Genomic DNA, 17495 nt, shown 5'->3' with positions numbered 1-17495 from the left:
GCCAGTCACGGGCTCGGGATGAGCGGAATGCGCTTCAGCCTGCTTCGCAGCACGCCGTTCCGGCTGGCGCTGACCTTCGCCTTCCTGTTCCTGCTGGCTTTCATCCTGTCGGGTGCGATCGTCTATCAATTGATGAGCGCCTCGCTCGCCAGGCAGCTCGACCAATCGATCAAGGAGACCTACTCCCTCATCGCCGCGACTTATGCCGAGAGCGACGAGGAGGATCTCGTCGGCACCGTCAGGGATCATGCCCAGTTCAGCCAGGACAAGGATCAGATATTTTCCCTCACGGATCGGGACGGCAATCGCCTCGCCGGTGATTTCACCGCCTCAAGCCTGCCGGACGGCTTTTCCATGTTCGCCGCCAACCTGCCGGGCGTGCCGCCCGATACCGAGTATCGCGCCTATTCGGGCATGGTCGGCGGCAACAATTTGACGGTCGCCTTCTCACTTTCGGAAACCGAGGATCTCGAAACCATCGTGTTGATGAGTTTCGGCTGGGCGACGCTCTTCATCACCGGCCTTGCCGTCGCCGGCGGCGCCGTGCTTGCCTCACGGGTCCAGCGCCGCCTCGACGGCATCGCCAGCACCATGGTCGACGTCTCGCATGGGCGGCTCGACGCCCGCATTCCGCTGACCGGCAATGGCGACGACATCGACGCCGTCTCCGCCCAGGTGAATGCCGCTCTCGAGCGCCTGTCGGCCCTCGTCGACGGCATGCGCGAAGTGAGCGCCAACATCGCCCATGATCTCAAGACACCGCTCAACCGGCTGCAGATGATCCTGGAATCCGCCGCCGACAAGACGGCGTCCGGCGAGGATGTCCTCACCGAACTGACCGATGCCCGCGCCGAAAGCCAGCAGATCAACAGCACCTTCGACGCTTTGCTGCGCATCGCCCAGATCGAAGCCGGCGCCCGCAAGGCGCGCTTCGTCGACCTCGATGTCGGCCCCGTGGTGGAAACCATCGGTGAGGTCTATGCCGATGTCGCCGAGGACGATGGGAAGACGCTGTCCACCAAGATCGTTCCGGATGCGAAATGCTATATCCACGGCGATCGCGACCTGCTGATGCAGATGCTCGCCAACCTGGTCGAGAACGCGCTCAGGCATTGCCCGCCGGGCACGGCCATCGAGCTTTCGGTGACGCGCAGCGGCAACCATGTCCTCATCCATGTCCGCGACAATGGGCCAGGCATTCCGGCCGAGGAACGCCAAAAAGTGTTCCAGAGGCTCTACCGGCTGGACGCGAGCCGCACGACGCCCGGCAGCGGCCTGGGTCTGAGCCTCGTCAAGGCGGTCGCCGACCTGCACGGCGCGGCCATAGCGCTCGAAGACCGCAACCCCGGCCTGGCCGCGACCATTAGCTTTCCAGCAGCGAAGTCGCCGGGCGGCCATGTGATTTGATTTCGCGCGTCGATGTCTTTGAAGCTTACCGATCCGTATGGATGGGGCGACCTTCCCGTAAACTTGACACTTTATAGTGCCATCATATGCCGCTCTATCGGAGGTCGCGTGTCATGATCTCTCTCCATTGGAAGGTCGGCCGGCTCGCATCGAGCCTTGCGCTGGGCGCATGCCTCTTCGCAACGGGCTTGCAAATTCCCCAGTCCGGCATCGGTCCGGCTTTCGCCGCCGAAAAAGCTGTCCCTGCGGAAAAGAATCCGCCGGGTGACATTCCCGATAGCCAGGTCTTTATCGATTACGTATCGCCGCAAGGCTTCACGCTGAAGGTACCGGAGGGGTGGGCGAGGTCCGATCGCCCCGACGGAGCCAGCTTCGTCGACAAGCTTGACGGCGTCTCCGTCACGGTATCGAAGGCCGACGCCGCGCCCACCGCGGAGAGCGCCAAGACGGACTATGTGCCGAAGCTAGAGGCGGCCGGCAGGGCCGTTAAGGTGACCGCGATCAAGCAGGTCAAGCTGCCCGCCGGCCCTGCGATCCGTATCGTCTACACGTCCAACTCCGAGCCGAACGCCGTCACCAGCAAACAAATGCGTCTTGAAAACGAACGCTATCTCTATTTCAGGGACGGCAAGTTGGTCACGCTCGATCTCTACGCGCCCAAGGGGGCCGACAATGTCGACCAGTGGCAACTGATGTCCAATTCCTTGCAGTGGAATTGAAATGTACGCGCTGGACGCGCACGAACTCTACCGGTTCTTCCACATAGGCGACGATGAGATCGCCGCGCTGCGTGGCATCAGCTTTCATCTGTCGGCCGGCGAGATCGTTGCCCTGGTTGGCCCGTCCGGCAGCGGCAAATCCACGCTGTTGTCCTGCGTCACCGGGCTGGACGAGCCGGACGGCGGTCATGTCGAGGTGGCCGGCAGGCGCTTGACCCGTCGGTCTGAAACCGAGCGGACCCGCATCCGCGTCGCCAATTTCGGCATCCTTCCGCAGTCCGGGAACCTGTTTGGCCACCTCAACGTGGAACAGAACCTGCGCCTGCAGATGCAGCTCGCGGGGAAGCCGAACGAAAGCCGAATTGGTGCGCTCCTGGAAAGCGTCGATCTTCAGCATCGTGCCCGGGCCTTCCCGACGGAACTCTCCGGGGGCGAGACGGCGCGGGCCGGCCTTGCCGTGGCGCTTGCCGGGGACCCGCCGATCCTGGTTGCCGACGAGCCGACCGCCGAAGTCGACCGCGACACCGAACTGCGCTTGATCGCGCATTTCGAGGCGCGGCGCCGGGCCGGCCTGGCGACGTTGCTCGCCACCCACAGCCAGGCGCTTGCCCACAAGGCGGACCGCATCATCGGCCTGAAGGACGGGAGGATAGACGATGAGTGACACGCTTGTCGTCGGCAAGCATCTCGGCCGCGACTTCCAGCGCGGCGTTGCCGCGCTTCGCGATGTCAATTGCCGGATCGCTTCCGACGCGCGGATCGCTGTGGTCGGCCCGTCCGGCAGCGGCAAGACGACCTTGCTGCATATTCTCGGCGGACTGGACAAGCCGACGTCCGGCACCGTCGAATGGCCCGGGCTCGGCCCTTTCGAGGAGCTGAGGCCGCGCCATATCGGGTTCGTGTTCCAGACGCCCAGCCTGTTTCCGGCGCTCACCGTCGCTCAGAATGTCGGCCTGCCGCTGGTATTGGCCGGCAACCCGGCCTCCGCTGGACCGGCCGCCGCGGCCTTGCTGGATTTGTTTGGGCTTGGCGAGCTTCGCGACAGGCTGCCGGAGGAATTGTCCGGCGGACAATCGCAACGGGTCGCGATGGCCCGCGCCCTCGTCATGAAGCCGAAACTGGTCCTGGCCGACGAGCCGACCGGACAGCTCGACAGCATCACGGCGCAGTTCTTCTTCGACATCGTCATGGAACAGCTGGAGGGCACCGGCATCGCCCTGGTCGTAGCAACGCACGATGAGGCAGTGGCCGCCCGGATGGCGACCAGATGGACGATGGACCACGGCCGGCTCGTCTCCGAATGGCCGAGGCAGGACGCGGCATGATGATGCTTCTATGGCTGCGCGGTATTCTCACCCGACGATTCGCGCGGGTCGCCGGCGCCGCGACCGGCGTCGCGGTGACCGTCGCGCTGCTAACTGCCATGGTCCTTTTCCTCGCCAATGCCAACGCCTCGATGACGGCCCGCGCGATCAGCGCCGTCCCGGTCGACTGGCAGGTTCAGGTGATTTCCGGCGCCGATCCGGGAGCGATCGGCAAGGCGATCGCCGAAGCAGCACCCGTCAAGGCCGCTCACCGCGTTCGCTATGCTGACGCGGCGGGTTTCGAAGCCTTGGCGGGCGGCACGACGCAGACCACCGGGCCGGGGCAGGTCATCGCCTTGGACGAAGGTTATTCCAAGGATTTTCCGGCGGAAATTCGGCTGCTTTCCGGCAACGTCGACGGCGTTCTGGTCGCTCAGCAGACGGCGGCCAACCTTCATGCCCGCCCTGGCGACGCGGTGTCGATCAAGCGTATCGGCCTGCCAGAGGTGAAGGTCAAAATCGCCGGGGTCGTCGATCTGCCCGATGCTGATTCATTGTTTCAGGCCGTAGGCTTGCCTGCCCAGGCCGCGCCGCAAGCGCCTCCGGACAACGTGCTCGTGCTTCCCTGGCAGGATTGGCAGCAGTTCTTCTCCCCGCAAGCGAAGCAGCGTCCGGACACGGTCCGGCTGCAATGGCACGCGCGGCTGGACCATGCAGCCCTGCCATCCGATCCCGTCCAGGCTCATATCTTCGTCACCGGCGCGGCGCGCAATTTGGAGGCGAGGACCGTCGGCCAAGCCTTGGTTGCCGACAATCTCGGCTCCCGCCTCGCAGCCGTTCGCGAGGATGCGCTTTATGCTTCCGTGCTGTTCCTGTTCCTCGGGCTGCCAGGCGCGGCGCTGGGAATCGCGCTTACCTATGCCGTGACCTCGTCCGGCGAGCAGCGCCGGCGGATGGAGCAGGCGCTGCTTCGCGTCCGCGGCGCCACAACCAGCACGATCCTGTCGCTTTCAGCCGCCGAGGCCGCGGTCTCCGGCGTCGCCGGAGTTGCGCTCGGCATGGGTGGAGCCTTGCTTTTCAACCCTGTTTCCACGCTAGGCCGGTACGCAGCCCTTCGTGATCCATCCCTCCTTCTCGTCGCGTTGCTCGGCCTGCTGCTGGGGTTCGCCGCTCTCCTGCTGCCGGCCTGGCGCGACGCGCGCTGGACCACCGTCGATGCGGCGCGGCACGCGGTCACGCGGGCGAGGGCGCCGCTCTGGCAACGCTTGCGGCTGGATTTGCTGCTGCTTGCCGGCGCAGGCCTCTTCTTCTGGTCGTCGGCCAGCACCGGATACCAGATCGTTCTGGCCCCGGAAGGCGTGGCGGCGACCTCGGTCGACTACAAGGCTTTCATCGCCCCCGCCTTGCTCTGGATGGGTATGACGCTGCTGGTCATGCGGCTGTCGGGCATAATCATCGCGCACAACAGCGGACTGTTACGAGTGATCCTCACCCCGGTGGCGGGTCGTCTGACGCCGATCGTGTCGGCGGCACTATCGCGCCAGTCAGAGCGCCTGACCATCGGCATCGCCATGACCGCGCTGGCCGTCTCCTTCGCCGCTTCGACCGCTATTTTCAACACCACTTACAACGCCCAGGCGCACGTCGACGCCGAGCTGACGAATGGATCCGACGTCACCATCTTCGGAACGTCGGACAGACCGGCCGGCGCGCATCTGGCGGCCTTGACCACGCTGACGGATGCGCTCGCCGTCGAGCCGATGCAGCATCGTTTTGCCTATGTGGGCGCGGATCTGCAGGACCTCTATGGGATCGACCCCAGACGCATCGGGCGCGCCACGACCCTTTCCGACGCCTATTTCAGCGGCGCCGACGCCGAGGGCATGCTCAGCCAACTGGGCGCCACGCCCGACGGCGTCCTGGTTTCGGAGGAGACCGTGCAGGATTTCCAGCTTCAGCAGGGCGACACGATCAATCTGCGGCTCCTCGATGCAAGAGACCATCAGTACCATCCGGTGGCCTTCAGATTTATCGGCGTCGTGCGCGAATTTCCGACCGCGCCGAAGGATTCCTTCCTTGTCGCCAACGCCGCCTACGTAGCCCGCATGACAGGGTCGGACGCCTCCGAATATGTGCTGATGAGAGCGAAGGGCAATCCCGTCGAATTGGCGCGCCAGGTCGCTTCCGTGCTTGCCGTCGACCCCGCGTTGAAAGTCTCCGATATCGGCCAGGCCGCACATCTCATCGGATCGAGCCTTACCGCGGTTGACCTTCGGGGCTTGACGCGGATCGAGCTTGGATTTTCCGTGCTGATGGCCGCCGCTGCCGCCGGGCTGATGCTGGCTCTGGGATTCGCCGAGCGGCGCCGGGCCTTCGCGATCCTCGACGCCATAGGCGCCAAACCGCCGCAACTGGATGCCTTCCTGTGGAGCGAGGGTCTCGTCATCATTGTCGGTGGCCTGGTCTTCGGATTGTTCTCCGGAGCACTGACCGCCTGGATGCTGGTGAAGCTGCTGACCGGCGTCTTCGATCCACCGCCGCAGGCACTGTCGGTGCCATGGCTCTATCTGGCGATCATGCTTGGCCTCGTCGTCGCATCCGTTGCCGCCGCCGTTCGGACCGCCAGGCCGTCCTCGGCGCTGACCGCCGAGCAATTGCGCGACCTGTGACGCGCACGCCGCGCTTACGCATTTGTAAGGCTGCGGCCAATCTGTTGAAAGCTTTCGGCCCTAAGTTTGGCTTCGCTTCATCCTGGCTCCGGGGTTCGTGATCCGGCGGGGCGGGACGTTCCGGATTGAAGCCGCCCTGGGCATCCGCCCTCGGCAGATGAGAGAAAGGAACCGAATTATGAAAAAATCCATCATCACGGCCGCAATGGCAATCGCGATCGCATCGAGCGGCGTCGCCTACGCCAAGGCGACGACCGGCACGATCGCCAGCATCGACAAGAAAGGCGATTCGATCACGCTCTCCGACGGCAAGACATTCTCCCTGCCGGAAGGCATTGAAGCCGAGACGCTGAAAGTCGGCGAGAAGGTGACGGTCACCTACTCGACGAAGGCCGGCAAACTGGCGGCTTCGAGCATCCAGCCGGCCAAATAGGCGCGTCTGCGGCCGGGGATCTGCGGCGGGCCGGTGAATCGCCGGGCCCGCCGACGAACCGCACCGCGGGGCCAGATCCGGGGCGGGGTCGCGTCACAAGCGACGGGTAATACCGGCCTATGCCCAAGCGAGATTCTGCCTATCTGACACCCGCCCGGCGGAAATCCGAGGGCGACATGCCGGCGAGCTTGCGGAACGATTTGTTGAAGGCGCTGAGCGAGCCGAAGCCCGATTCCATCGCGACCGTCAGCACATTGGCGCCCTCATGCATCAAAAGCGCCTGCGCATAGCTCAGCCGCAAAAGGTTCACATACTCGTTGAGCGTCATGCCGGTCGACTTCTTGAACAGGCTCATGGCGTATTTGGGGTGGATGTCGGCGGCGCAGGCGATGTCCACGCAGTCGATGTCGTAAAGGAAATTCTCGGCGATATAGTCGCACATGCGCCCGACATTGCGCGAGGATTGCTGGTCGAAGGGAGTGCCGCTCCCTTGCCCGGCCACGCTTCCGGGCACCAGGCGGTAAGGCTCGAAGCGCACCCGCTCGAGCCGAAGCAGCAACTCGTTGACGGCATGCTCGGCCTTCGTCGGATCGCCCGAGCGCGCATACTCGTTCCAGCGCTTGAAATTGTCGTTGTCCGACTGGTCCGTCGCGTTGGTGACCAGGGTCGCGCCGGTCATCAGCCGGTGGCGTATGTCGGCCGGCAAATGCAGGCGGAAGAAGTGTACCAGCGGCAGATGCGCGCCGGCATAGATGGCGTCGTCGGACAGATCGTCCATCTGGTGCGGCAAGCCACCCCAGAACAGGCACATCTCGCCGGCCGAAAGCGAGATCTCGTGATCGTTCATCAAGTAGTGCACGCTGCCGCGAACGATGAAATTCACTTCCACCTGGGCGTGCCAATGCGGCTTGAGCATAACCAGGGGATGTGTGTGGAACATCTGCAGCTTTAGCGGCATGCCTTCCACACTGCTGGCCCCAGGCTGGTAAAACGGCCTTTCCGGCATCTTACTTTCCGCCAATTTTCTTTTCCCTTTGTCGGGGACAAGCCTTCCGCGCTGCATAGTCTAGCCACGCTCACAGCGAGAGAGCAAATGAAATGGGAGGATTTCAATGCGCACGACACTGACCTGCGCCGCGCTGATGCTTGCCCTGGGTTCCGGCCCGGCGCTGGCGCAGTCCGGCGAGATCACCATCTGGAGCTGGAACATCGCGGCTTCGTCGCTGAAGTCGACGGTCGAGGGCTTCAACAAGAAATATCCCGACATCAAGGTCACGGTTCAGGACCTCGGCAACCAGCCGACCTATGACAAGTCGATCGCCGGCTGCGCCGCCGGCGGCGTCGGCCTGCCCGATATCGTTTCGATCGAGAACGGCGAGGCGGAAAATTACTGGAGCCAGTTCCCGGACTGCTTCGTCGACCTGCACACGCTGGGCTACACCGCCGAGGACCAGAAGAAATTCCCCGATTTCAAGCGCACCGAGCTCGAGGTCGGCGACAAGGCCTATGCCATGCCATGGGATTCCGGTCCGGTCGCCGTCTTCTACCGCCGCGACTTCTACGAGAAGGCCGGCGTCGATCCGGCCTCGATCAAGACCTGGGACGATTTCATCGCCGCCGGCAAGAAGATCCAGGCCGCCAATCCGGGCGTGTCGATGACCAACGCCGATTTCAACGGCGACACCGAATTCTTCCGCATGATCTCCAACGAACAGGGCTGCGCCTATTTCGCCGAGGACGGCCAGTCGATCACCGTGGCCGAGCCGAAATGCGTCGACGCCATGACCAAGGTCAAGGAGATGAAGGACGCCGGCATCGTGTCGTCGGCCGACTGGTCGACCAAGATCACCAACAACACCGCCGGCACCGTCGCCACCCAGGTCTATGGCGGCTGGTATGAAGGTACGATCCGCACCGAATCGCCGAAGGAAAGCGGCAAATGGGGCGTCTATCTGATGCCGAGCCTGACCGGCGACGGCCCGCGCGCCGCCAATCTCGGCGGCTCGTCCCTGGCCATCACCTCGGCCTCGAAGAACAAGGAAGCCGCCTACGCCTATCTGAAATACACGTTGGAGACGAATGACGGCCAGATCACCATGCTGAAGGATTTCGGCCTGGTGCCGTCGCTGATCTCGGCGCTCGACGATCCTTATGTCGCGCAGGGACAGCCCTATTGGGGCGACCAGGCGGTGTGGAAGGATATCCTGGCAACGCTGCCCAAGGTCGTGCCTAGCCGCGGCACGCAGTTCCAGAGCGACGCCGAGATCATCCTGCGCGCCGTGCAGACCAAATATCTGGCCAACGGCTATCCCGACGCCAAGGCCGCGCTCGACGACGCCGCCAAGCAGATCGCCGCCGCGACTGGTTTACCGGTGAAGTAGAGCGCGACTTTCCCTTCCCCCCTTGTGGGGGAAGGTGGATCGGCGCTTTGGCGCCGAGACGGATGAGGGGTGTTCCAGGGAATGCCAACGTCTCACTCCGCTGGAACACCCCTCATCCGGCCGCTTCGCGGCCACCTTCTCCACAAGGGGAGAAGGAAAGAAAAAGAAAGGAGGAAGCCAATGCGCACCCAGAACGCCACCGCGTACCGCTTCCTCACGCCTTACCTCTTGATCTTCGCCATCTTCTGGATCTGGCCGATCATCTCTTCGTTCCTGATCTCCTTTCAGGCGACCCGCACCGTGCCCTGGCGCTTCGCGCCGACCTTCAACTGGGGCCGCCTGATCGGCGACCCCGCCTTCTACAACGCGCTGAAGAACACGCTGCTGATTCTGGTCATTCAGGTGCCGGTGATGATTGCGCTGGCGATCGTCATGGCGGTGCTTCTGAATTCGCCGCTCTTGAAGGCGCGCGGCCTCTACCGTTTCGCCTTCTTCGCCCCGGTCGTGGTCGGCGAGGTTGCCTATTCGGCGGTCTTCCGCCTGATGTTCAGCCTCGATTTCGGCATCATCAACAAGCTGCTGGAGAGCGTCGGCCTGGCCAAGATCGACTGGTTCTCCAACGTCACGCCGGCCATGGCGCTGATCATGATCGCGGTCACCTGGCGCTGGGCCGGCTACAACGCCATCATCATCCTGGCCGGCCTGCAGTCCATTCCCGAGGACGTCTATGAGGCAGCGACGCTCGACCGCGTCAGCAAGGTGAAGCAGTTCTTCCACATCACTCTGCCGCTGTTGAAGCCCGTCATCGTCTTTTGCGCCGTGCTGTCGATCATCGGCACCATGCAGCTCTTCACCGAGCCGTTCCTGATCACCGAGCGTGGCGGTCCCGGCGGCGGCACCGAGACGCTCGGGCTGCTGCTCTACCGCCAGGGTTTTCGGTCGCTCAATTTCGGCTACGCCTCGGCCGTCGCCTACACCATGGCGGGGCTCGCCATCGCCATCACTTTGGTGCAGCTCTGGCTGATGAGGGAGCCGAAATGACCTCGCGCTCGCAGGCAAGGCTCGGCCGCAGCATCCTGCTGCATCTTTTCCTGACGCCGCTGGCGCTGATCTGGCTGTTCCCGCTGTGGATGATGGTGGTGTTCTCGACCATGCCCGACAACGGCATCTTCAGCCCCGGCATCGAGCTTCTGCCGCATGACGGCTTCATCGACAATTTCAACAATCTGCAGCGCGACACCAATTTCGTCGGCGCCATCGGCATCTCGGTCGCGGTGGCGGTGACCTACACCGTGCTTTCGGTGCTGCTCACCTCGATGGCCGGCTGGGCGCTGGCGCGCTACGAATTCCACGGCAAGGGCGCGGTGGTGGCAATCATCTTCGGCACCATCACGCTTCCCTATGCGGTGGTGCTGATCCCGCAATTCATCATGGTGGCGCGCGACTTCGCCTTGGCCAACACCTGGATCGCGCTGATCGTGCCGCCGCTGTTCAATTCGCTGGGCGTGCTCTTCATGCGCCAGGCTTTCTCGATGATGCCGGCGGAGCTGTTCGACGCAGCCAGGGTCGAAGGCGTCAAGGAATGGCGCATCTTCCTGTTCGTGGCGCTGCCGTTGGCGCGCCCGATGCTGGCGGCCCTGGCGATCATCCTCTTCCTCGCCTCGTGGAACAATTATCTCTGGCCGCTGCTGATCAACAGCCAGCCCGGCGCGATGACGGCGCCGGTGGCGCTGGGCACGCTGATCGGTCTGACCAAAGTATCGTGGGGCGGCATCATGGCCGGCGCCGTCATGCTGACCGTGCCCATGCTCATCGTCTTCGTGCTGTTGCAGCGTCATTTCATCGCCGGCATCGCCGCCGGCGCGGTCAAATAGGACAGGAGCGCAATGGCGGCCGTCACTCTTACCAATGTCGTCAAGCGCTACGGCGTCTTCGAGGTCGTGCATGGCGCCAACATCGACATCGCCGACGGCGAGTTCGTCGTCTTCGTCGGCCCGTCCGGCTGCGGCAAGTCCACCCTGCTCCGGATGATCGCCGGACTGGAGGACATCAGCGGCGGCGACATCGCCATCGGCGGCAAGGTGATGAACGACGTCGAGGCGGCCGATCGCGGCATCGCCATGGTGTTCCAGTCCTACGCGCTCTACCCGCATATGACGGTGGAACAGAACCTTTCCTTCGGATTGCGCATGAACGGCAACCCCAAGGCCGATACCGATCGTCGCGTGAAGCGCGCCGCCGAAATCCTGCGCATCGACGAACTGATGCAGCGGCGGCCGAAACAATTATCCGGGGGCCAGCGCCAGCGTGTCGCCATCGGCCGCGCCATCGTGCGCGAGCCGCAGGTTTTTCTCTTCGACGAGCCGCTGTCCAATCTCGATGCCGAGCTGCGCGTGCAGATGCGGGTCGAGATCTCGCGCCTGCACAAGGAGCTCGGCGTCACCATGATCTATGTGACGCACGACCAGACCGAGGCGATGACTCTGGCCGACCGCATCGTGGTGCTGAAAGGCGGCAATGTCGAGCAGATCGGCGCGCCGCTCGACCTCTATGACGACCCGGCCAACCGATTCGTAGCCGGCTTCATCGGCTCGCCAAAAATGAATTTTCTCGGCGCCAAGGTCGTCGAGACGTCGAACAGCGCCGCGATCATCGAGCTCGTCAATCATGGCGGCGCCAGGCTGCGCAAACCGCTCCGCGAAGCTTTTCCCGCCGTCGGCGCCGAGGTCGTGCTCGGCGTCAGGCCGGAACACTTCTTCGAAGCCGGTGAAGGCGATTGCGACATTCCGGTCAAGGCCGACGTCGCCGAGCATCTGGGTTCGGTGAGCTACGTCTACGCCAATGCCGGACCGGAGGAACTGATCGTCGAGCGCGAGGCCTCCCGGCAGCGCGCCAGCGGCGATCATTTCACCGTTTCGATCAAGGCGGAACGCTCGCTGCTTTTCGACAAGGCGGGCGCAAGGATCCGCTGACTTTTCTTTCCGCCCCGATCCCCAAGGCGTGGCGGCGACCCATGGAGTATTCGACATGACATCTGGAAAAATCCGCTGGGGTATTCTCGGACCCGGCAGCATCGCCAAATCCTTTGCCGGTGGCGTGGCGCAGTCGCGCACCGGCGAACTGGTGGCGCTTGGCGCCCGCAATCCGGGCAAACCGGGGCTTGCCGAGACCTTTCCCGGCCCGCGCATCCTCGACGGCTATGAGGCGCTGCTTGCTGACAGGCAAGTCGACGCCGTCTACATTTCGATCCCGCATCCCGGCCACGCCGAATGGGCGATCAAGGCCGCCGAGGCCGGCAAGCATGTGCTGTGCGAAAAGCCGCTGGCACTCACCGCCTTCGAGGCCGACGCCATGATGCACGCCGCGCGCAAGGCCGGCACGTTTCTGGGCGAAGCCTTCATGTACCGGCTGCACCCGCAGACCCGGCAGCTGGTTGAGCTGGTCAAGTCGGGCGCGATCGGCGAGGTGCGCATGATCAAGTCGAGCTTCGGCTTCGCCATGCCGGGCTTCATGCCCGAGCACCGGCTCTATGCAAATGAGCTTGCCGGTGGCGGCATCCTCGATGTCGGCGGCTATCCCGTGTCGATGGCGCGGCTGATCGCCGGCGCCGCCACGGGCCAGCCTTTCATCGAGCCCGACAAGGTCGTTGGCGCTGCCCATCTCGGCCAGTCCGGCGTCGACGAATGGGCCTCAGCGCTGCTGCATTTTCCCGGCGGCATCGTCGCCGAAATCTCCTGCAGCATCTCGCTCAACCAGGACAATGTGCTGCGCATTTTCGGCACCAAGGGTCAGATCGAGGTGCCAGATTTCTGGTTCGCCGGTGGCGACCGCGATGTCGGACCGGGCCGGATCGAATTGATCCGATCCGGCAGCCAACGCGAGGTGATCAGCCTCAACGAGACCCGCCATGTCTATTCCTTCGAGGTCGACGCCGCCGGCGAGGCGATCCAGGCGGGACGGCAGGAATTCGCCTGGCCGGGCATGTCCTGGGCCGACAGCCTCGGCACGCTGCGCGTCCTCGACAGATGGCGCGCCGCGGTCGGACTGGAATACGAGATCGAAAAGCCGGCTAAGCGCGTCGCCACCCTCTCCGGCCGGCCGCTGCGCACCAACGGCACCGCGATCGGCAAGCGTGCCATTCCGGGCCTGCCGCGCCCGACCTCGCTTCTGGCGCTCGGCTTCGAGGATTTCCGCACCTTCTCCTCGGGCTCGATCCTGCTCGACGCCTATTTCGAGGCCGGCGGCAATCTGTTCGACACCGGCTTTGTCTATGGCGCCGGCTATACCGAGACGCTGCTTGGCCAGTGGCTCACAAATCGCGGCGTGCGCGAGCAATCGGTCATCATCGCCAAGGGCGCGCATTCGCCGCTCTGCTATCCCGATGTGATCGGCAAGCAGCTGGCGCTGTCGCTCGACCGGCTGCAGACCGACCATGTCGACATCTATTTCATGCACCGCGACAATCCCGATGTGCCGGTCGGCGAGTTCGTCGACGCCATGGACGCGGAGGCGAAAGCCGGCCGCATCCGCGGCCTGTTCGGCGGCTCCAACTGGACGATGGAACGCATGGACGCGGCGATTGCCTATGCCGAAAAGAACGGCAGGCAGAAGCCCGGCGCGCTCTCCAACAATTTCTCGCTGGCCGAGATGCTGGAGCCGATCTGGGCCGGCTGCGTCACCTCCTCCACCGACGCCTGGAAGGCCTGGTTGATGAAACGGCAGATGCCCAACTTCGCCTGGTCGAGCCAGGGCCGCGGCTTCTTCACCGAGCGCGCGGGCCGTGACCGGACCGACAATGAGGAGCTGGTGCGGGTCTGGTATTCGGAAAAGAATTTCGGCCGCCGCGACCGCGCGATCGAATTGGCCAAGCGGCTGGGCAAGAGCCCTATCCACGTCGCGCTGGCTTACGTGCTGGCGCAGCCCTTCCCCTCGGTGCCACTGATCGGCCCGCGCACGCTGGACGAGCTGGAGGACAGTCTGAAGGCGCTGGATATCAAGCTGACGCCGGAGGATGTGGCGTGGTTGGATGAGGGGCCGGAGAGAAGAAGGGCTTAGGGCTGACGCTGGAGATTGGCGAAACCCGCCACGACGGCCAATCTCCCCCCTTGCGGGGGAGATGCCTGGCAAGGCAGAGGGGGGTGCTGTCCCGCCGGCGTCTCCAACTGGCTACAAGTCGAGGCAGCGTGACGACCTGGCCAAGGTAGCGTTCCTTCACACCCCCCTCTGGCCTGCCGGCCATCTCCCCCGCAAGGGGGGAGATTAGCTAATCACCGATCCACCCGCGTCGACAAAATAATCGACGACGACGTCCGCTCCACGCCGTCCATCGCGCCGATCCGGTCGAGCAGCGCATCGAGATCGCGGATCGACGGCGCGTCGACGATGACGATCATGTCGAAATTGCCGCTCACTGAATGCACCGTCCGCACAGGCGGCATGGCCGCGAGACTCCGCACCACCTTGTCGGCGAGTTTCGGCGTGACGGTGAGCAGCACATGCGCCTTGACCAGCCCCTGCTCATAGTCGGGCGACAGCCTCACCCCATAGCCGGCGATGATGCCGCGCTGCTCCAGCCGCTCGATGCGGCTCTGCACCGTCGTGCGCGACACGCCGAGCTGTCTGGCGAGCTCGGCGGTCGAGGCGCGTGCGTCGGCGCGCAGCAGGGTAAGCAAGGCTTGTTCGGCTTCAGTAATCATTTCGACGATCCATCTCGGCAGATTGCTTAAAGTTCAGCTTCATATTGCCAGATTCCACGCTTCCTTTCGACAGGCAAGCTGCGAAGATTCCCGCCAAATCGAATTAGTCCAAATTGGAAATTGGCAGGTATTGATCATGAAGAACATCGTTGTCGTCGGCGCCGGCAAGATCGGCTCGACCATTGCGGAAATGCTGAGCAGCACAGGCGACTACCACGTCACCCTCGTCGATCGTTCGGCCGCCCAGCTTGCCGCCGCCGAATTACCGGCTGGCGTCGATACCCAGGAGCTCGACATCGCCGCCGCGGGCGAGCTCGAGAAAGTGCTCGACGGCAAGTTCGCCGTGCTGAGCGCCGCTCCCTTCCACCTCACCACCCGCATCGCCGAGGCGGCCGCCGCCACCGGTGTGCATTATCTCGACCTCACCGAGGACGTCGTCTCGACCCGCCGCGTGAAGGAGCTGGCGCGCGACGCCAAGAGCGCCTTCATCCCGCAATGCGGCCTGGCGCCGGGCTTCATCTCGATCGTCGCCAACGACCTCGCCAGCCGCTTCGACACGCTGGAAAGCGTGCGCATGCGCGTCGGCGCGCTGCCGCAATATCCGTCCAACGCGCTGAACTACAACCTCACCTGGAGCACCGACGGCGTCATCAACGAATATTGCGAGCCCTGCGAGGCCATCGTCGAGGGCGAGCTGATCGAGGTGCCGCCGCTGGAGGAGCGCGAGGAGTTCTCGCTCGACGGCGTCACCTATGAGGCCTTCAACACCTCCGGCGGCCTGGGCACGCTGGCCGAAACGCTGAAGGGCAAGGTGCGCACGCTGAACTACCGCACCATCCGCTATCCCGGCCACGCCGCGATCATGAAGGCGCTGCTCAACGATCTCGGCCTGCGCCACCGCCGCGACGTGCTGAAGGACATCTTTGAGAGCGCCCTGCCGGCGACGCTGCAGGACGTGGTCATCGTCTTCGTCACCGTGTCGGGCCGCAAGAACGGCCGCCTGCTGCAGGAAACCTACGCCAACAAGATCTATTCCAAGCGCGTCGGCAATCTGGTGCGCAGCGCCATCCAGATCACCACCGCCTCCGGCATCTGCGCCGTGCTCGACATGCTGGCTGACGGCAGCCTGCCGTCGAAGGGTTTCGTGCGCCAGGAGGACATCGCCCTCGACGCCTTCCTCGCCAACCGCTTCGGCCGCGCCTACGCCCAGCACGAGATGGTGAGCCGGCTGGCGAGCTGAGCGGCGCCGCCCTTCCCTTCCCCCCTTGTGGGGGAAGGTGGATCGGCGCGTAGCGCCGAGACGGATGAGGGGTGATCCAGCGGAGTGAGGCGCTGGCTTTCCCTGGAGCACCCCTCATCCGTCGCCTGCGGCGACACCTTCTCCCACAAGGGGAGAAGGGGGAGCTTCCCTAAATATGCAGCGCGTGCCCCAGCGCCTTCAGCGCCGCTTCCTGGAATCCCTCGCCCTGCGTCGGATGCGCATGGATGGTGCCTGCGATATCCTCCAGCCGCGCGCCCATTTCCAGCGCCAGGCCGAAGGCCGCCGCCAGTTCCGACACGCCCTGCCCGACCGCCTGGATGCCCAGCACCAGATGATTGTCCGCGCGAGCCACGACCCGCACAAAACCGTCCTCGCCCTGTTTGGTCATGGCGCGGCCGTTGGCGGCGAAGGGGAACTGTCCGATCTTGATCTCGCCGGCGAGCGCCTTCGCCTCCTCCGGTGTGAGGCCGGCGGTGACCAACTCCGGATCGGTGAAGCAGATCGCGGGAATGGCGCGCTTGTCCCAGCTTCTTTTGTGGCCGGCGACGATCTCGGCGACCATTTCGCCTTGTGCCATGGCGCGATGCGCCAGCATCGGCTCGCCGGTGACGTCGCCGATGGCATGGATGCCACGCATCGAGGTGCGGCACTGGTCGTCGATGCGGATGAATTTTCCCGTCCTGTCGAGGTCGATCTGCTCCAGCCCCCAGCCCTCGGTGAGCGGCTTGCGGCCGACCGTGACCAGGATCTTGTCGGCGGCGACCTTGGCGTTCTTTCCGTCGGCCGTCTCGACCAGCAGCGCGTCGCCCTTAGTCGACAGCCCCTTAGCCTTCGCGCCGGTTATCACTTCGACGCCGAGCTCGCCGAGCCGCTTGAGCACCGGCCTTGTCAGCTCGGCGTCGTATTGCGCCAGCACGCGCGGCAGCGCTTCGACCACGGTGACCTTCGAACCCATCTTGGCGAAAGCCATGCCGAGCTCGAGCCCGATATAGCCGCCGCCGACGACCGCGAGCTTCTTCGGCACTTCGCCAAGCGCCAGCGCCTCGGTGGACGAGATCACCGGACCGCCGAACGGCAGGAACGGCAGTTCGACCGGCGCCGAGCCGGTGGCGATCACCACCGTTTCGGCGCGGATCACCTGCGTCCCGGTCTCAGTCTCGACCTCGACGGTCTTGCCGTCCCGGAACGTCGCCCAGCCCTGCACGGTCTTGACCTTGGCCTTCTTCAGCAATCCAGCCACGCCGCTGTTCAGCCGGCTAACGATACCATCCTTCCAGCCGACCGTCTTCGCGAGATCAAGCGTCGGCGCGGCGACTTTGATGCCGAGGGGGCTCTTGCCGCCGGCCATGTGCGCGATCTTCTCGAACTCTTCGGCGGCGTGGATGAGCGCCTTGGACGGAATGCAGCCGACATTGAGGCAGGTGCCGCCCGGCTTGCCCGTCTCGACGATCACCGTATCGACGCCGAGCTGACCGGCGCGGATGGCGCAGACATAGCCCCCCGGACCGGCGCCGATGACGAGAAGCTTGCAGGAGATTTCTTTCATGTCGACTGCTTCCCTTTGGCGAAGGCCGCGGCGCGTCTCTTCCTTCTCCCCTTGTGGGAGAAGGTGGATCGGCGCGACA

General features: G+C 64.4%; 15 protein-coding genes. 12 read left to right on the top strand and 3 right to left on the bottom strand.

Annotated elements, in window-relative coordinates; all coding sequences use genetic code 11:
• Nucleotides 1-27: 27 nt before the first annotated feature.
• The 6 genes from KVT37_RS22310 (at nucleotide 28) to KVT37_RS22285 (ending at nucleotide 6532) form a co-directional block, all read left to right on the top strand.
• Nucleotides 28-1407 (top strand): ATP-binding protein, encoded by a 1380-nt coding sequence (locus tag KVT37_RS22310; protein WP_217577061.1) that lies wholly within the window; start codon nucleotides 28-30, stop codon nucleotides 1405-1407.
• 113 nt (nucleotides 1408-1520) lie between these two features.
• Nucleotides 1521-2126 carry a hypothetical protein gene (locus tag KVT37_RS22305; RefSeq protein WP_217577059.1) on the top strand — a complete coding sequence of 202 codons (606 nt, stop codon included), beginning with the start codon at nucleotides 1521-1523 and terminating at the stop codon, nucleotides 2124-2126.
• Between the two features lies 1 nt (nucleotide 2127).
• The gene (locus KVT37_RS22300; RefSeq protein WP_217577057.1) at nucleotides 2128-2790 is read left to right on the top strand and encodes an ABC transporter ATP-binding protein; all 663 of its coding nucleotides are present in this window, start codon (nucleotides 2128-2130) and stop codon (nucleotides 2788-2790) included.
• Nucleotides 2783-3451 carry an ABC transporter ATP-binding protein gene (locus KVT37_RS22295; RefSeq protein ID WP_217577055.1) on the top strand — a complete coding sequence of 223 codons (669 nt, stop codon included), beginning with the start codon at nucleotides 2783-2785 and terminating at the stop codon, nucleotides 3449-3451. Before KVT37_RS22300 ends, KVT37_RS22295 begins: the two co-directional genes overlap by 8 nt.
• Nucleotides 3448-6099, top strand: a complete 2652-nt coding sequence (locus tag KVT37_RS22290) for an ABC transporter permease (protein ID WP_254634189.1) — start codon at nucleotides 3448-3450, stop codon at nucleotides 6097-6099. Before KVT37_RS22295 ends, KVT37_RS22290 begins: the two co-directional genes overlap by 4 nt.
• Before the next feature lie 178 nt (nucleotides 6100-6277).
• Complete coding sequence (locus KVT37_RS22285) at nucleotides 6278-6532, top strand: DUF1344 domain-containing protein (RefSeq protein WP_217577053.1); 255 nt, start codon at nucleotides 6278-6280, stop codon at nucleotides 6530-6532.
• A gap of 139 nt (nucleotides 6533-6671) precedes the next feature.
• Here KVT37_RS22285 and KVT37_RS22280 read toward each other — a convergent pair whose 3' ends face one another.
• Nucleotides 6672-7538, bottom strand: coding sequence for a helix-turn-helix domain-containing protein (locus KVT37_RS22280; RefSeq protein ID WP_217577051.1), 867 nt, complete (start codon nucleotides 7536-7538; stop codon nucleotides 6672-6674).
• A 106-nt stretch (nucleotides 7539-7644) separates the two neighbouring features.
• Here KVT37_RS22280 and KVT37_RS22275 point away from each other — a divergent pair, with 106 nt between their 5' ends.
• From KVT37_RS22275 to KVT37_RS22255, 5 genes are all read left to right on the top strand, one after another.
• Nucleotides 7645-8913 carry an ABC transporter substrate-binding protein gene (locus KVT37_RS22275; RefSeq protein ID WP_217577049.1) on the top strand — a complete coding sequence of 423 codons (1269 nt, stop codon included), beginning with the start codon at nucleotides 7645-7647 and terminating at the stop codon, nucleotides 8911-8913.
• A 180-nt stretch (nucleotides 8914-9093) separates the two neighbouring features.
• The gene (locus KVT37_RS22270; RefSeq protein ID WP_217577047.1) at nucleotides 9094-9954 is read left to right on the top strand and encodes a carbohydrate ABC transporter permease; all 861 of its coding nucleotides are present in this window, start codon (nucleotides 9094-9096) and stop codon (nucleotides 9952-9954) included.
• The gene (locus tag KVT37_RS22265) at nucleotides 9951-10787 is read left to right on the top strand and encodes a carbohydrate ABC transporter permease (RefSeq protein ID WP_217577045.1); all 837 of its coding nucleotides are present in this window, start codon (nucleotides 9951-9953) and stop codon (nucleotides 10785-10787) included. Before KVT37_RS22270 ends, KVT37_RS22265 begins: the two co-directional genes overlap by 4 nt.
• 12 nt (nucleotides 10788-10799) lie before the next feature.
• On the top strand, nucleotides 10800-11885 hold the full coding sequence (locus KVT37_RS22260; protein ID WP_217577043.1) for an ABC transporter ATP-binding protein: 1086 nt from the start codon (nucleotides 10800-10802) through the stop codon (nucleotides 11883-11885).
• Nucleotides 11886-11940: 55 nt separating this feature from the next.
• A complete protein-coding gene (locus KVT37_RS22255) occupies nucleotides 11941-13968 on the top strand; it encodes an aldo/keto reductase (protein ID WP_217577042.1) in 2028 nt (675 codons plus the stop codon).
• 212 nt (nucleotides 13969-14180) lie between these two features.
• Here KVT37_RS22255 and KVT37_RS22250 read toward each other — a convergent pair whose 3' ends face one another.
• Entirely contained in the window at nucleotides 14181-14609 is a 429-nt protein-coding gene (locus KVT37_RS22250) for an Lrp/AsnC family transcriptional regulator (protein WP_217577040.1), read from the bottom strand.
• A gap of 136 nt (nucleotides 14610-14745) precedes the next feature.
• Between KVT37_RS22250 and KVT37_RS22245 the strand changes: the two genes are divergently transcribed.
• On the top strand, nucleotides 14746-15849 hold the full coding sequence (locus tag KVT37_RS22245; protein WP_217577038.1) for a saccharopine dehydrogenase family protein: 1104 nt from the start codon (nucleotides 14746-14748) through the stop codon (nucleotides 15847-15849).
• Between the two features lie 169 nt (nucleotides 15850-16018).
• Here the strand turns inward: KVT37_RS22245 and lpdA are convergent, their stop codons facing one another.
• Nucleotides 16019-17416, bottom strand: a complete 1398-nt coding sequence (gene lpdA, locus KVT37_RS22240; RefSeq protein ID WP_217577035.1) for a dihydrolipoyl dehydrogenase — start codon at nucleotides 17414-17416, stop codon at nucleotides 16019-16021.
• Between the last annotated feature and the right edge of the window lie 79 nt (nucleotides 17417-17495).

It is taken from the genome of Mesorhizobium sp. GbtcB19 (assembly GCF_019091085.1).
GTDB lineage: Bacteria > Pseudomonadota > Alphaproteobacteria > Rhizobiales > Rhizobiaceae > Mesorhizobium.
This window is presented reverse-complemented; position numbering and strand designations above follow the sequence as displayed.

Coding starts and splice junctions, on each gene's coding strand:
- KVT37_RS22310 (WP_217577061.1), top strand. CDS start 28: ATGCGCTTCAGCCTGCTTCGCAGCACGCCGTTCCGGCTGGCGCTGACC.
- KVT37_RS22305 (WP_217577059.1), top strand. CDS start 1,521: ATGATCTCTCTCCATTGGAAGGTCGGCCGGCTCGCATCGAGCCTTGCG.
- KVT37_RS22300 (WP_217577057.1), top strand. CDS start 2,128: ATGTACGCGCTGGACGCGCACGAACTCTACCGGTTCTTCCACATAGGC.
- KVT37_RS22295 (WP_217577055.1), top strand. CDS start 2,783: ATGAGTGACACGCTTGTCGTCGGCAAGCATCTCGGCCGCGACTTCCAG.
- KVT37_RS22290 (WP_254634189.1), top strand. CDS start 3,448: ATGATGATGCTTCTATGGCTGCGCGGTATTCTCACCCGACGATTCGCG.
- KVT37_RS22285 (WP_217577053.1), top strand. CDS start 6,278: ATGAAAAAATCCATCATCACGGCCGCAATGGCAATCGCGATCGCATCG.
- KVT37_RS22280 (WP_217577051.1), bottom strand. CDS start 7,538: ATGCCGGAAAGGCCGTTTTACCAGCCTGGGGCCAGCAGTGTGGAAGGC.
- KVT37_RS22275 (WP_217577049.1), top strand. CDS start 7,645: ATGCGCACGACACTGACCTGCGCCGCGCTGATGCTTGCCCTGGGTTCC.
- KVT37_RS22270 (WP_217577047.1), top strand. CDS start 9,094: ATGCGCACCCAGAACGCCACCGCGTACCGCTTCCTCACGCCTTACCTC.
- KVT37_RS22265 (WP_217577045.1), top strand. CDS start 9,951: ATGACCTCGCGCTCGCAGGCAAGGCTCGGCCGCAGCATCCTGCTGCAT.
- KVT37_RS22260 (WP_217577043.1), top strand. CDS start 10,800: ATGGCGGCCGTCACTCTTACCAATGTCGTCAAGCGCTACGGCGTCTTC.
- KVT37_RS22255 (WP_217577042.1), top strand. CDS start 11,941: ATGACATCTGGAAAAATCCGCTGGGGTATTCTCGGACCCGGCAGCATC.
- KVT37_RS22250 (WP_217577040.1), bottom strand. CDS start 14,609: ATGATTACTGAAGCCGAACAAGCCTTGCTTACCCTGCTGCGCGCCGAC.
- KVT37_RS22245 (WP_217577038.1), top strand. CDS start 14,746: ATGAAGAACATCGTTGTCGTCGGCGCCGGCAAGATCGGCTCGACCATT.
- lpdA (WP_217577035.1), bottom strand. CDS start 17,416: ATGAAAGAAATCTCCTGCAAGCTTCTCGTCATCGGCGCCGGTCCGGGG.